The 13,312-nt window shown below is 70.4% G+C and carries 10 protein-coding genes; all 10 read right to left on the bottom strand.

Features of this window, described 5'->3' with window-relative positions; translation table 11 throughout:
* Window positions 1-67: 67 nt before the first annotated feature.
* From nuoN to nuoE, 10 genes are read right to left on the bottom strand one after another with little or no spacing between them, the layout of a single operon-like run.
* Window positions 68-1,720, bottom strand: a complete 1,653-nt coding sequence (nuoN, locus tag ACFVT2_RS38225) for an NADH-quinone oxidoreductase subunit NuoN (RefSeq protein WP_390025787.1) — start codon at window positions 1,718-1,720, stop codon at window positions 68-70.
* Window positions 1,717-3,429: an NADH-quinone oxidoreductase subunit M gene (locus ACFVT2_RS38220; RefSeq protein ID WP_390025785.1), complete on the bottom strand. Its 1,713-nt coding sequence runs from the start codon at window positions 3,427-3,429 to the stop codon at window positions 1,717-1,719. The genes nuoN and ACFVT2_RS38220 overlap by 4 nt, the downstream gene beginning before the upstream one ends.
* Before the next feature lie 3 nt (window positions 3,430-3,432).
* On the bottom strand, window positions 3,433-5,316 hold the full coding sequence (gene nuoL, locus ACFVT2_RS38215; RefSeq protein ID WP_390025783.1) for an NADH-quinone oxidoreductase subunit L: 1,884 nt from the start codon (window positions 5,314-5,316) through the stop codon (window positions 3,433-3,435).
* A 13-nt stretch (window positions 5,317-5,329) separates the two neighbouring features.
* On the bottom strand, window positions 5,330-5,629 hold the full coding sequence (nuoK, locus tag ACFVT2_RS38210; protein ID WP_390025781.1) for an NADH-quinone oxidoreductase subunit NuoK: 300 nt from the start codon (window positions 5,627-5,629) through the stop codon (window positions 5,330-5,332).
* Window positions 5,626-6,531, bottom strand: coding sequence for an NADH-quinone oxidoreductase subunit J (locus ACFVT2_RS38205; protein ID WP_390025779.1), 906 nt, complete (start codon window positions 6,529-6,531; stop codon window positions 5,626-5,628). Before ACFVT2_RS38205 ends, nuoK begins: the two co-directional genes overlap by 4 nt.
* Window positions 6,528-7,145 carry an NADH-quinone oxidoreductase subunit NuoI gene (nuoI, locus tag ACFVT2_RS38200; RefSeq protein ID WP_390025777.1) on the bottom strand — a complete coding sequence of 206 codons (618 nt, stop codon included), beginning with the start codon at window positions 7,143-7,145 and terminating at the stop codon, window positions 6,528-6,530. Before nuoI ends, ACFVT2_RS38205 begins: the two co-directional genes overlap by 4 nt.
* Complete coding sequence (nuoH, locus tag ACFVT2_RS38195) at window positions 7,138-8,523, bottom strand: NADH-quinone oxidoreductase subunit NuoH (protein ID WP_390025775.1); 1,386 nt, start codon at window positions 8,521-8,523, stop codon at window positions 7,138-7,140. The genes nuoI and nuoH overlap by 8 nt, the downstream gene beginning before the upstream one ends.
* A complete protein-coding gene (locus tag ACFVT2_RS38190) occupies window positions 8,520-11,051 on the bottom strand; it encodes an NADH-quinone oxidoreductase subunit G (RefSeq protein ID WP_390025773.1) in 2,532 nt (843 codons plus the stop codon). Before ACFVT2_RS38190 ends, nuoH begins: the two co-directional genes overlap by 4 nt.
* The gene (gene nuoF / locus ACFVT2_RS38185) at window positions 11,048-12,430 is read right to left on the bottom strand and encodes an NADH-quinone oxidoreductase subunit NuoF (RefSeq protein ID WP_390025771.1); all 1,383 of its coding nucleotides are present in this window, start codon (window positions 12,428-12,430) and stop codon (window positions 11,048-11,050) included. The genes ACFVT2_RS38190 and nuoF overlap by 4 nt, the downstream gene beginning before the upstream one ends.
* Complete coding sequence (gene nuoE / locus ACFVT2_RS38180; RefSeq protein ID WP_390025789.1) at window positions 12,430-13,278, bottom strand: NADH-quinone oxidoreductase subunit NuoE; 849 nt, start codon at window positions 13,276-13,278, stop codon at window positions 12,430-12,432. The genes nuoF and nuoE overlap by 1 nt, the downstream gene beginning before the upstream one ends.
* Window positions 13,279-13,312 lie beyond the last annotated feature (34 nt).

Raw genomic sequence — 13,312 nt, 5'->3', positions numbered from 1 at the left:
CGCAACGGCCGCCGCCCGGCGCCCCCTTCCGGGGCACCGGGCGGCGGCCGTGCGCCTGGCGGGCGGATCAGCGGATGAAGACCCCCGCGTGCCCGGCCAGGTCGAGGAAGTACTGCGGTGCCAGGCCCAGTACCAGGGTGGCCGCGACGCCGACCGCGATGGCGGTGGACGTCAGCATGCTGGGCACCGCGACCGTCGGACCGTCCGCCTTCGGCTCGCTGAAGAACATCAGCACGATCACCCGGATGTAGAAGAACGCCGCGATCGCCGAGGAGATCACACCGATCACCACCAGCCAGCCCGCGCCGCTCTCCGCCGCCGCCTTGAACACCGCGAACTTCCCGGCGAACCCGGACGTCAGCGGGATACCCGCGAAGGCCAGCAGGAAGACCGCGAAGACCGCGGCCACCAGGGGCGAACGCCGCCCGAGCCCGGCCCACTTGGACAGGTGGGTGGCCTCGCCGCCGGCGTCCCGCACCAGCGTCACCACGGCGAACGCGCCGAGCGTGACGAAGGAGTACGCCGCCAGATAGAAGAGCACCGAGGAGATGCCGTCCTGGCTGGCGGCGATGACACCGGCCAGGATGAAACCGGCGTGCGCGATGGAGGAGTAGGCCAGCAGCCGCTTGATGTCGGTCTGCGTGATGGCCAGGATCGCACCGCCCAGCATGGTGAGGATCGCCACGCCCCACATCACCGGCCGCCAGTCCCAGCGCAGGCCCGGCAGGACGACGTACAGCAGCCGCAGCAGCGCGCCGAACGCGGCGACCTTGGTGGCGGCCGCCATGAAGCCCGTCACCGGGGTGGGGGCGCCCTGGTAGACGTCCGGCGTCCACATGTGGAAGGGCACCGCGCCGACCTTGAACAGCAGGCCCATCAGCACCAGCGCCCCACCGATCAGCAGCAGCGCGTCATTGCCCATCGTGCCGGCCAGCGCCGGGTCGACCTGCCGGGCGCCGTCCGAGATCACCTCGGCGATCCCGGAGTACGTCACGGTGCCGGCGTAGCCGTAGAGCAGGGCCACGCCGAACAGCAGGAAGGCCGAGGAGAAGGCGCCGAGGAGGAAGTACTTCACCGCGGACTCCTGCGAGAGCAGCCGCTGGCGGCGGGCCAGCGCGCACAGGATGTACAGCGGGAGGGAGAAGACCTCCAGGGCGATGAAGAGGGTCAGCAGGTCGTTGGCGGCCGGGAAGACCAGCATGCCGCCGACCGCGAAGAGCAGGACCGGGAAGACCTCGGTGGTGGTGAACCCGGCCTTGACCGCGGTCTGTTCGGCCTCCCCGCCGGGGACCGCCGCGGCCTGCGCGGCGAAGGAGTCCACCCTCTTGCCGTGTGCCGCCGGGTCCAGCCGCCGCTCGGCGAAGGTGAAGACCGCGATCAGCGACACCAGCAGGATCGTGCCCTGGAGGAACAGCGCCGGGCCGTCCACCGCGATCGCGCCCATCGCGGCCAGATGTGCCTTGGACGAGCCGAAGCCGCCCGCCGCCAGGCCGATCACCGCGGCGAACGCGGCGGCCAGCGCCACCACGGACAGCAGCACCTGGGCGTAGTAGCGGCTGCGGCGCGGCAGGAACGTCTCGACCAGGATGCCGACGACGGCGGCGCCCAGGACGATGAGCGTCGGCGACAGCTGTACGTACTCGATCCGCGGGGCCGGGATCTTGCCCGGCGCCCCGGCCGCCGCCGTCCACAGGCTGTGGACACTTGCCACGGAACTCACTTCGCGGCCTCCACGTCTTGGTTCTGCGCGGTCTGGCCGTGCCGGCCTGAACCGGGCACGGCGTCCACCTGCACGGTGGGCTTGGGGTCCCTCTTGTCCACGACGGACAGGGTGTGCTGGACCGCCGGATTGACGATGTCGGTGAGCGGTTTGGGATACACCCCGAGGAAGAGCAGCAGCGCGATCAGCGGCACGACCACCACCAGCTCCCGCACCTTCAGGTCGGGCATCTTCCCGACCTCCGCCTTCACCGGGCCGGTCATCGTCCGCTGGTACAGCACGAGGACGTAGAGCGCGGCCAGGACGATGCCCAAGGTGGCGATGATCCCGACCACCGGATAACGGCTGAACGTGCCGACCAGGACCAGGAATTCACTGACGAACGGGGCCAGACCGGGCAGTGACAGGGTGGCCAGACCGCCGACCAGGAAGGTGCCGGCGAGGATCGGGGCGACCTTCTGGACGCCGCCGTAGTCCGCGATCAGCCGCGAACCGCGACGGCTGATCAGGAAGCCGGCCACCAGCATCAGCGCGGCGGTCGAGATGCCGTGGTTGACCATGTAGAGCGTCGCGCCGCCCTGGCCCTGGGAGGTCATCGCGAAGATGCCCAGGATGATGAAGCCGAAGTGGGAGATCGAGGCGTAGGCGATCAGCCGCTTGATGTCCCGCTGGCCGACCGCGAGCAGCGCGCCGTAGACGATGCTGATCAGCGCCAGCACCAGGATCACCGGGGTGGCCCAGCTGCTGGCCTCCGGGAAGAGCTGGAGGCAGAAGCGCAGCATCGCGAAGGTGCCGACCTTGTCGACGACCGCGGTGATCAGCACCGCGACCGGGGAGGTCGCCTCGCCCATGGCGTTGGGCAGCCAGGTGTGCAGCGGCCACAGCGGCGCCTTCACCGCGAAGGCGAAGAAGAAGCCGAGGAAGAGCAGCCGCTCGGTGCCGGTGCCGATGTTCAGTGCGCCGGACGCCCGGGCCTCGACGATCTGCTGGAGCGAGAAGGTGCCGGCGCCCAGCTGCTGGGCGGTGACGGCGTACAGCCCGATCACCGCGGCCAGCATGATCAGACCGCCGACGAGGTTGTACAGCAGGAACTTCACCGCGGCGTACGAACGCTGGGCGGCGGCCTGCTGCTCGCCGCGCCCACCGGCCCGGTCCCCGAAGCCGCCGATGAGGAAGTACATCGGGATCAGCATGGCTTCGAAGAAGATGTAGAAGAGGAAGACGTCGGTGGCCTCGAAGGACAGCACCACCATCGCCTCGACGGCCAGGATCAGCGCGAAGAACCCCTGGGTGGGCCGCCAGCTGTACCGGCGGTTGGGCTCACCCGTGGCGGAGCCACCGCCCGATGCGCCCGTGGCGGAGCCACCGTCGGACGACGTCAGCGGGTCGGCGTCGTGCCAGCCCGCCAGGATGACGAACGGGATCAGCAGGGCGGTCAGGGCGATCAGGGCGACCGCGATGCCGTCCACGCCGAGGTCGTAGCGGACCCCGAAGTCCCGGATCCAGGCGTGGGATTCGGTGAGCTGGAACGGCCCCTTGGCGCCGGGGTCGAAGCGCACCGCGATCAGCAGCGCCAGCGCCAGCGTCGCCAGCGAGAACAGCAGCGCCAGCCACTTGGCCGCGGTGCGCCGGGCGGCGGGCATCGCGGCGGTGGCGATCGCACCGATCGCCGGTACCGCGGCGGTCGCCGTCAGTAGGGGAAACGACATGGCTCAGACACCCCTCATCAGCAGGGTCGCGGCGACGAGAACGGCGGCCCCGCCCAGCATCTGGACCGCGTACGAGCGGACGAAGCCGGTCTGCAACTGGCGCAGCCGACTGGAGAGTCCGCCCATCGAGGCCGCCGTGCCGTTGACCGCGCCGTCCACCAGGGAGTGGTCGAGATAGACCAGCGTGCGGGTCAGATGCTCGCCGCCACGCACCAGGACGACGTGGTTGAAGTCGTCCTGGAGCAGATCGCGGCGGGCCGCCCGGGTCAGCAGCGAACCGCGCGGGGCGGTGGCCGGCACGGCCTTGCGGCCGTACATCAGCCAGGCGATGCCGACGCCGATGAGCAGCACCACCATGGTGGCGGCGGTGACCACCCCGGCGCTCACCGGGGAGTGGCCGGGCGCGAAGGAGGTGACCGGCTCCAGCCACTTGACGAAGGCGTCGCCCACACTGAACAGCCCGCCCGCGAAGACCGAGCCGATCGCCAGCACGATCATCGGGATCGTCATCACCTTCGGCGACTCGTGCGGGTGGAACTCCTGCGGGTCCCACCGCTTCTCGCCGAAGAACGTCATCAGCATCACCCGCGTCATGTAGAACGCGGTGATCGCGGCGCCCAGCAGGGCCGCGCCGCCGAGGATCCAGCCCTCGGTGCCGCCGCGGGCGAACGCCGCCTCGATGATCTTGTCCTTGGAGAAGAAGCCGGACAGTCCGGGGAAGCCGATGATGGCCAGGTAGCCGAGCCCGAAGGTGACGAACGTGACCGGCATGTACCTGCGCAGACCGCCGTAACGGCGCATGTCCACCTCGTCGTTCATCCCGTGCATCACGGAACCGGCGCCGAGGAAGAGGCCCGCCTTGAAGAAGCCGTGGGTGACCAGGTGCATGATCGCGAAGGCGTAGCCGATCGGGCCCAGGCCGGCGGCGAGGACCATGTAGCCGATCTGCGACATCGTCGAACCGGCCAGCGCCTTCTTGATGTCGTCCTTGGCGCAACCGACGATCGCACCGAACAGCAGGGTGACCGCGCCGACCGCGACCACGGCGGTCTGCGCGTCCGGCGCGGCGTTGAAGATCACCCCGGAGCGGGTGATCAGGTACACCCCGGCGGTGACCATCGTGGCGGCGTGGATCAGCGCCGACACCGGGGTCGGGCCCTCCATCGCATCGCCCAACCAGGACTGCAGCGGCACCTGCGCCGACTTGCCGCAGGCGGCCAACAGCAGCATCAGCCCGATGACGGTCAGCTTCCCCTCGGGGGCGCCACCGGTCGCGGAGAACACCGGCCCGAAGGCGAACGTGCCGAACGTCGTGAACATCAGCATGATCGCGATGGACAGGCCCATGTCGCCGACGCGGTTGACCAGGAACGCCTTCTTCGCGGCGGTGGCCGCACTGGGCTTGTGCTGCCAGAACCCGATGAGCAGGTACGACGCCAGACCCACGCCCTCCCAACCGACGTACAGCAGGAGGTAGTTGTCGGCGAGGACGAGCAGCAGCATCGCCGCCAGGAAGAGATTGAGGTAGCCGAAGAAGCGGCGGCGCCGCTCATCGTGCTCCATGTAGCCGATCGAATAGATGTGGATCAGCGAGCCGACGCCCGTGATCAACAGGACGAAGGTCATCGACAGCTGGTCGAGCTGGAAGGCCAGATCGGCCCGGAATCCACCGACCGGGATCCAGCTGAACAGGTGCTGGTGCAGCGCCCGGTGCTCGACGCCCCTGCCGAGCATGTCGACGAAGAGCACCACCGCGACGGCGAACGAGGCCACCGCGAGGAGCGAGCCGATCCAGTGGCCGGCGCGGTCCAGGCGTTTACCGCCGCACAACAGCAGGGCCGCACCGACCAGCGGTGCCGCGACGAGCAGCGCGATCAAGTTCTCCACTTTGTGCGACCCCTTACAGCTTCATCAGGCTGACGTCGTCGACCGAGGCCGAATGACGGGTGCGGAAGATCGACACGATGATGGCCAGGCCGACCACGACCTCCGCCGCGGCGACGACCATCGTGAAGAAGGCGATGATCTGGCCGTCCAGATTCCCGTGCATCCGCGAGAAGGTGACAAAGGCGAGGTTGCAGGCGTTCAGCATCAGTTCGATGCACATGAACACCACGATGGCGTTCCGCCTGATCAGCACGCCGGCCGCACCGATGGTGAAGAGCAGGGCGGCGAGGTAGAGGTAGTAGACCGGGTTCATTTCTGCGCGCCCTCCTTCGGTGCCGCGGGGCCGGGCCGCTTCTTGTCCGGCCGGCCGGACTCGCGCCCCAGCCAGTCCTCGGACCGCTGCTCCAGCGCCTTGAGTTCGGCCAGCGACTGGCCGGAGACGTCCCGGACCTGGCCGCGCTCCCGCAGCGTCGGACTGACCGTCAGCTCGGATGGGGTGCCGTCCGGCAGCAGGCCGGGGATGTCGACGGCGTTGTGCCGGGCGTAGACACCCGGTGCGGGCGCCGGGGTCGGAAGGGGCCAGGCGGAGCCTGTCGTTGAGCGGCGGCGGTCGGGCGACGGGAGGGCCTGCCCGCCCCCGCGGATCCGGGCCTCGGAGCGCTCCCGCTGGGTCTTGGCGCGCTCGGTGCGCTCCCGGTGGGTGAGCACCATCGCGCCGACCACCGCGGTGATCAGCAGCGCGCCGGTGATCTCGAAGGCGAAGACGTACTTGGTGAAGATGAGCGCGGCCAGGCCCTGCACATTGCCACCGGCGTTGGCGTCGGCCAGGCCGTTGAACTCCTTGAGCGAGGCGTTGCCGATTCCGGCGATCAGCAGGATGCCGAAGCCGACGCCCAGTCCGGCGGCGAGCCAACGCTGGCCCTTGAGGGTCTCCTTGAGGGAGTCCGCGGCGGTGACGCCGACCAGCATCACGACGAACAGGAACAGCATCATGATCGCGCCGGTGTAGACCACGACCTGCACGATGCCGAGGAAGTACGCGCCGTTGGCCAGATAGAAGACCGCCAGGACGATCATGGTCCCGGCGAGCGAGAGGGCGCTGTGCACCGCCCGCTTCATCATGATCGTGCACAGCGCGCCGGCCACGGCGACGATCCCCAGGATCCAGAACTGCACGGCCTCCCCCGAGGAGGCCGCGGCGGCGAGGCCCGTCATGCGTGCGCCTCCTTGCCCGCGGCGTTCTGCTGGTCCGTGGGCTCGCCGGCCGCGTCCTCGGGCCGCTCGCCCTTGGAGACCGCGACCTGCCGGACCGTGCCCGGCGCGGCCTCCGTCACCAGCCCGCTGTAGTAGTCCCGGTCGGTCATGCCCGGGTAGATCGCGTGCGGGGCGTCGACCATCCCCTCCGACAGGCCCACGAGCAGCTCTTCCTTGGTGTAGATGAGCGATTCCCGGGACCGGTCGGCGAGTTCGTACTCGTTGGTCATGGTGAGCGCGCGGGTCGGACAGGCCTCCACGCACAGGCCGCACAGGATGCAGCGGAGGTAGTTGATCTGGTAGACCGCGCCGTACCGCTCGCCCGGGGAGTAGCGCTCCTCGTCGGTGTTGTCCGCGCCCTCGACGTAGATGGCGTCCGCCGGACAGGCCCAGGCACACAGCTCGCAGCCGATGCACTTCTCCAGCCCGTCCGGATGCCGGTTGAGCTGGTGCCGGCCGTGGAAGCGCGGCGCCGTCGGCTTCTTCTCCTCGGGGTACTGCTCGGTCAGCCGCTTCTTGAACATGGCCTTGAAGGTCACGCCGAAGCCGGCCACCGGGTTCTGGAACTCAGGCACCGTCGCCCCCCTTTCCGTCGCTCACATCTCCGTCACTCACAGTGTCCACCCGACCACTGACAATCAACTCCCCGTCACGGCGGGGACGCCGGCGCGGCACCGGCGGCAGGGTCTGCCCGGGCAGCGGCGGAACGGGGAACCCGCCGGCCATCGGGTCGAAGGCGGTATCGCCGTCGGTCTCCTCCTCCGGCTCCACACGCCGGAAGAAGTCCACGACCAGCGAGATCAGCAACAGCGCCACCGCACTGCCGCCCACGTACAGCACGATCTGGGAGAAGTCGTAGCCCTCGTTCTTCAGCGCCCGGACGGTGGCGACGAGCAACAGCCACACCATCGACACCGGGATGAGGACCTTCCAGCCCAGCCGCATCAGTTGGTCGTAGCGGACCCGGGGAAGGGTGCCGCGCAGCCAGATGAAGAAGAACAGCAGCAGCTGCACCTTGAGGACGAACCAGAGCATCGGCCACCAGCCGTGGTTCGCGCCCTCCCAGAACGTCGAGATCGGCCAGGGCGCCCGCCAACCGCCGAGGAAGAGGGTGACCGCGACCGACGAGACGGTGACCATGTTGACGTACTCGGCGAGCATGAACATCGCGAACTTGATGGACGAGTACTCGGTGTTGAAGCCGCCAACGAGGTCGCCCTCGGACTCCGGCATGTCGAACGGCGCGCGGTTGGTCTCCCCCACCATCGTCACGATGTAGATGAGGAACGACACCGGCAGCAGCAGCACGTACCACTTGTTCTGCTGCGACTCCACGATGGTCGACGTCGACATCGACCCGGAGTAGAGGAAGACCGACGCGAACGCCGCGCCCATCGCGATCTCGTACGAGATCATCTGCGCGCACGAGCGCAGCGCGCCCAGCAGCGGGTACGTCGAACCGGACGACCAACCGGCCAACACGATGCCGTAGATGCCGACCGAGGCCGTGGCCAGGATGTAGAGGACGCCGATCGGGAGGTCGGTGAGCTGCATCGGGGTGCGGTGACCGAAGATCGAGATCTCGTTGCCCGACGGGCCGAAGGGGATCACCGCGATCGCCATGAAGGCCGGGATCGCCGCCACGATGGGCGCCAGGATGTACACCGCCTTGTCGGCGCGCCGGACGACCAGATCCTCCTTCAGCATCAACTTGATGCCGTCGGCCAGCGACTGGAGCATCCCCCAGGGCCCGTGCCGGTTGGGGCCGATCCGCAGCTGCATCCAGGCGACGACCTTGCGTTCCCAGACGATCGAGAACAGCACCGTCAACATCAGGAACGCGAAGCAGAACACCGCCTTGATGACGACCAGCCACCACGGGTCGCGCCCGAACATCGACAGGTCCTCCTGGGCGGCCAGCGCGGCCACCGGAAAACCGGGATGCTGCATCATGCGTCCACCTCCTTGGCCGGCGCCGGCGTACCGGGTGCAGCGGAGACCTTCACCAGCTCACCGGGGTGCGCCCCGGTGTCGGCGGCGACGCCACCGCCCACGGAATTCAGCGGCAGCCACACCACCCGGTCGGGCATCGGCGTGACCTGGAGCGGCAGCCGGACCGAGCCGGCCGGCCCGGTGACCGCCAGCAGGTCGCCGTCCTGTACGCCGGCCTCCTGGGCGGTGGCCGGCGACAGGCGGGCGACCGCGGCGTGCCGGGTCCCGGCCAGCGCCTCGTCGCCTTCCTGGAGCAGCCCCTGGTCCAACAGGAGCCGGTGCCCGGCCAGGACGGCCTCACCGGAGGACGGGCGGGGCAACGGCCGCCCCGTCTCCACCGGTTCGCCGCCGTACGGGCCGCGCCAGCCGCCGAGCCGGTCCACCTCCCGCCGCACGGCGTGGACGTCCGGCAGGTCCAGGGCGCCCACGGTGGAGCCGCCCGCGACGTCCGTCATGGCGTCGGCGAGCATCTGGAGGACCCGGGCGTCCGGCGGCAGCTGCCGCCGGGTCATCTGGTCCGGCTTGAGCGCGGCCTCGAACGACCGGGCCCGGCCCTCCCAGTTGAGGAAGGTGCCGGCCTTCTCCACCACCGCCGCCACCGGGAGGACCACATCCGCCCGCTCGGTGACCAGGGAGGGCCGCAGCTCCAGACTGACCAGGAAACCGACCTCGTCCAGGGCGGTCAGCGCCCGCGCCGGATCGGGCAGATCGGCCACCTCCACGCCCGCCACCAGCAGGGCGCCCAGCTCACCGGTGGCCGCGGCCTCGATGATCTGGCCGGTGTCCCGGCCGTGCCGGTGCGGCAGCGCGGCCACGCCCCAGGCGGCGGCGACCTCGTCCCGGGCCACCGGGTCGGTGGCCGGCCGACCGCCGGGCAGCAGCCCGGGCAGCGCACCGGCCTCGATGGCACCGCGCTCGCCCGCCCGGCGCGGCATCCACACCAGATGGGCGCCGGTGGCGGTGGCGGTGCGGAGCGCGGCGGTCAGCGCCCCGGGCACCGTCGCCAGCCGCTCGCCGACGACGATCACCGCGCCGTCCGCGCGCAACGCCTCGGCCGCGGCGCGCCCTTCACCGTCCAGGCCGACCCCGCCCGCCAGGGCGTCCAGCCATTCGGTCTCCGTACCGGGCGCCGCGGGCAGCAGCGTCCCGCCGGCCTTGATCAGTCCGCGGGTGGCGTGGCTGGCCAGCCCCCAGGTGCGCTGACCGTGCTTGCGGTGCGCCTTGCGCAGCCGCAGGAAGACGCCGGGCGCCTCCTCCTCCGCCTCGATCCCGGCCAACAGGACCGCCGGCGCCTGCTCCAGCGTGGTGTAAGTGACGCCGTCGCCGTCCAGATCCCGGCCGCGGCCGGCGACCCGGGCCGCGAGGAAGTCGGCCTCCTCGGCGCTGTGCGGCCGGGCCCGGAAGTCGATGTCGTTGGTGTGCAGCGCGACCCGGGCGAACTTGGCGTAGGCGTAGGCGTCCTCGACGGTCAGTCGGCCGCCGGTCAGTACGCCGGCCCGGCCCCGGGCGGCGGCCAGGCCGCGCGCCGCGGCGTCCAGCGCGGCGGGCCAACTCGCCGGCTCCAGTTCACCGGACTCGGCATTGCGCACCAGGGGGTGCACCAGCCGGTCCCGCGCCTGCGCGTACCGGAAGGCGAACCGCCCCTTGTCGCAGATCCACTCCTCGTTGACCTCGGGGTCGTCCGCCGCCAGCCGCCGCAGGACCTTGCCGCGACGGTGGTCGGTCCGGGTCGCGCAGCCGCCCGCGCAGTGCTCGCACACCGACGGCGAGGAGACCAGGTCGAAGGGGCGGGAACGGAAGCGGTACGCGGCGGAGGTGAGCGCGCCCACCGGACAGATCTGGATGGTGTTCCCGGAGAAGTACGACTCGAAGGGGTCGCCCTCGCCGGTGCCGACCTGTTGGAGGGCGCCGCGCTCGATCAGCTCGATCATCGGGTCGCCGGCGATCTGGTTGCTGAAGCGGGTGCACCGCGCGCACAGCACGCAACGCTCGCGGTCCAGCAGCACCTGCGTGGAGATCGGCACCGGCTTCTCGTAGGTGCGCTTCCTGCCCTCGAAGCGGGAGTCGGGGTCACCGACCTGCATCGCCTGGTTCTGCAACGGGCATTCGCCGCCCTTGTCGCAGACCGGGCAGTCGAGGGGGTGGTTGATCAGCAGCAGCTCCATCACGCCGCGCTGCGCCTTCTCGGCCACCGGGGAGGTCAGCTGGGAGCGGACCACCATCCCGTCGGTGCAGGTGATGGTGCAGGAGGCCATCGGCTTGCGCTGGCCCTCGACCTCGACGATGCACTGCCGGCAGGCGCCCGCCGGGTCCAGCAGCGGGTGGTCGCAGAAGCGCGGGATCTCGATGCCGAGGAGTTCGGCGGCCCGGATCACCAACGTCCCCTTGGGGACGGAGATCTCGATGCCGTCGATCGTCAGGGTGACGAGGTCCTCCGGTGGCACCGCCGCCGGGCCGCCCCCGTTGGGGGCGTTCGTGGTGACGGTCATGCGTTCACCCCCAGGTGAGCGTCGTTGTCGGCCCAGAGGGTCGACTTGGCGGGGTCGAAGGGGCAGCCCTTGCCGGTGACGTGCTCCTCGTACTCCGCGCGGAAGTACTTGAGCGAGGAGAAGATCGGCGAGGCGGCGCCGTCGCCGAGGGCGCAGAAGGACTTGCCGTTGATGTTGTCGGCGATGTCGTCGATCTTGTCGAGGTCCGCCAGCCGGCCGCGGCCCGCTTCGAGGTCCCGGAGCAACTGCACCAACCAGTACGTCCCTTCGCGGCACGGAGTGCATTTGCCGCAGGACTCGTGGGCGTAGAACTCGGTCCAGCGGGTGACCGCCCGGACGACGCAGGTGGTCTCGTCGAAGCACTGCAACGCCTTGGTGCCGAGCATCGAACCGGCCGCGCTGACGCCCTCGTAGTCGAGCGGGACGTCGAGGTGTTCCTCGGTGAACATCGGGGTGGAGGAGCCGCCCGGCGTCCAGAACTTCAGCCGGTGGCCGGGGCGCATCCCGCCGCTGATGTCGAGCAGCTGGCGCAGGGTGATGCCCAACGGGCCTTCGTACTGGCCGGGGTTGGCTACGTGGCCGCTGAGCGAGTAGAGCGTGAAGCCCGGAGACTTCTCGCTGCCCATCGACCTGAACCACTCCTTGCCCTTGTTGAGGATCGCGGGAACCGATGCGATGGATTCGACGTTGTTCACCACAGTGGGGCAGGCGTAGAGGCCGGCCACGGCGGGGAAGGGGGGCCGCAGACGGGGTTGGCCGCGACGACCTTCCAGGGAATCCAGCAGCGCGGTTTCCTCACCGCAGATGTACGCGCCGGCGCCCGCGTGCACCGTGACGTCCAGGTCGAGGCCCGAGCCGAGGACGTCCTTGCCGAGGAAGCCCGCCGCGTACGCCTCGCGCACGGCCTCGTGCAGCCGGCGCAGCACGGGCACGACCTCGCCGCGCAGATAGATGAAGGCGTGGTTCGAGCGGATCGCGTGAGCGGCGATCACGATCCCCTCGATGAGGGAGTGCGGGTTGGCGAAGAGGAGCGGGATGTCCTTGCAGGTCCCGGGCTCCGACTCGTCGGCGTTGACCACGAGGTAATGCGGTTTGCCGTCGCCCTGCGGGATGAACTGCCACTTCATCCCGGTCGGGAAGCCGGCGCCGCCGCGGCCGCGGAGCCCGGAGTCCTTGACGTAGGCGATGACGTCGTCCGGGGCCATCGAGAGGGCCTTGCGGGCGCCTTCGTAGCCGTCGTGGCGCAGGTAGGTCTCCAGCGTCCAGGACTCGGGGGCGTCCCAGAAGGCGGACAGGACGGGGGCGAGGACCTTCTCCGGACTGGTCGTTCCTCCGGCGTGCGGCCCGGGGGCCCCGCCGAACTCGGCTGCCACGGTCATCACTCCCCCTCCTCGGATGCGGGACCGGCCGGGTGGTCAGGGTCGGCGGCCGAGGTCTGCTGCGGCGCGTCATGGGAGCTCGGGTGGGCGGGCGGCGCCGCTTCGCCCGGCCGCCCGGACGCCGGCTCACCGGACGGGCCGTCCGCGGTGGCGCGCGGGGCGACGACGTGATCGGCGTGACCGGGCGGGGTCTCGCCGCGGGCCAACCGCAGTCCGACCAGGGAGGCGGGGCCGGCACCGCCGGTCGCCCCGACGGCACCGGACCGGCCGTCGGGGAAGCCGGCGAGCATCCGGGCGGTCTCCTTGAAGGAGCAGAGCGGGGCGCCGCGGGTGGGTTCGACGGTCCGGCCGGCCCGCAGGTCGTCGACGAGCTGCCGGGCGGAGCGGGGCGTCTGGTTGTCGAAGAACTCCCAGTTGACCATCACGACGGGGGCGAAGTCGCAGGCGGCGTTGCACTCGATGTGTTCGAGGGTGATCGTGCCGTCCTCGGTGGTCTCGTCGTTGCCGACGCCGAGGTGCTCCTTGAGTTCCTCGAAGATGGCGTCGCCGCCCATCACCGCGCACAGGGTGTTGGTGCAGACCCCGACCTGGTAGTCGCCGCTCGGCTTGCGGCGGTACATGGAGTAGAAGGTCGAGACCGCGGTGACTTCGGCGGTGGTCAGGTCGAGCTGTTCGGCGCAGAAGCGGATGCCGGTACGGGTGACGTAGCCGTCCTCGGCCTGGACGAGGTGGAGCAGCGGCAGCAGCGCCGAGCGGGAATCGGGGTAGCGGGCGATCACCTCCTTCGCGTCCGCGGCGAGCCGGGCCTTGACGTCGGCCGGGTAGTCGGGTGCCGGAAGCCGGGGCATGCCCAGCTGGACGTCCTTGGGTGCCGGAGTGGCG

This window comes from Streptomyces sp. NPDC058000 (genome assembly GCF_042886435.1).
In the GTDB taxonomy this organism is placed as follows: domain Bacteria; phylum Actinomycetota; class Actinomycetes; order Streptomycetales; family Streptomycetaceae; genus Streptomyces.
Note: the sequence above shows the minus strand (reverse complement) of the source record. Positions and strands in the feature narration are given on the sequence as shown.

Excerpts from the sequence above, each read along its gene's own strand:
- nuoH (WP_390025775.1), bottom strand. The coding sequence starts at position 8,523 with ATGATGCAGCATCCCGGTTTTCCGGTGGCCGCGCTGGCCGCCCAGGAG.
- ACFVT2_RS38205 (WP_390025779.1), bottom strand. The coding sequence starts at position 6,531 with ATGACGGGCCTCGCCGCCGCGGCCTCCTCGGGGGAGGCCGTGCAGTTC.
- nuoE (WP_390025789.1), bottom strand. The coding sequence starts at position 13,278 with ATGCCCCGGCTTCCGGCACCCGACTACCCGGCCGACGTCAAGGCCCGG.
- nuoF (WP_390025771.1), bottom strand. The coding sequence starts at position 12,430 with ATGACCGTGGCAGCCGAGTTCGGCGGGGCCCCCGGGCCGCACGCCGGA.
- nuoK (WP_390025781.1), bottom strand. The coding sequence starts at position 5,629 with ATGAACCCGGTCTACTACCTCTACCTCGCCGCCCTGCTCTTCACCATC.
- ACFVT2_RS38220 (WP_390025785.1), bottom strand. The coding sequence starts at position 3,429 with ATGTCGTTTCCCCTACTGACGGCGACCGCCGCGGTACCGGCGATCGGT.
- ACFVT2_RS38190 (WP_390025773.1), bottom strand. The coding sequence starts at position 11,051 with ATGACCGTCACCACGAACGCCCCCAACGGGGGCGGCCCGGCGGCGGTG.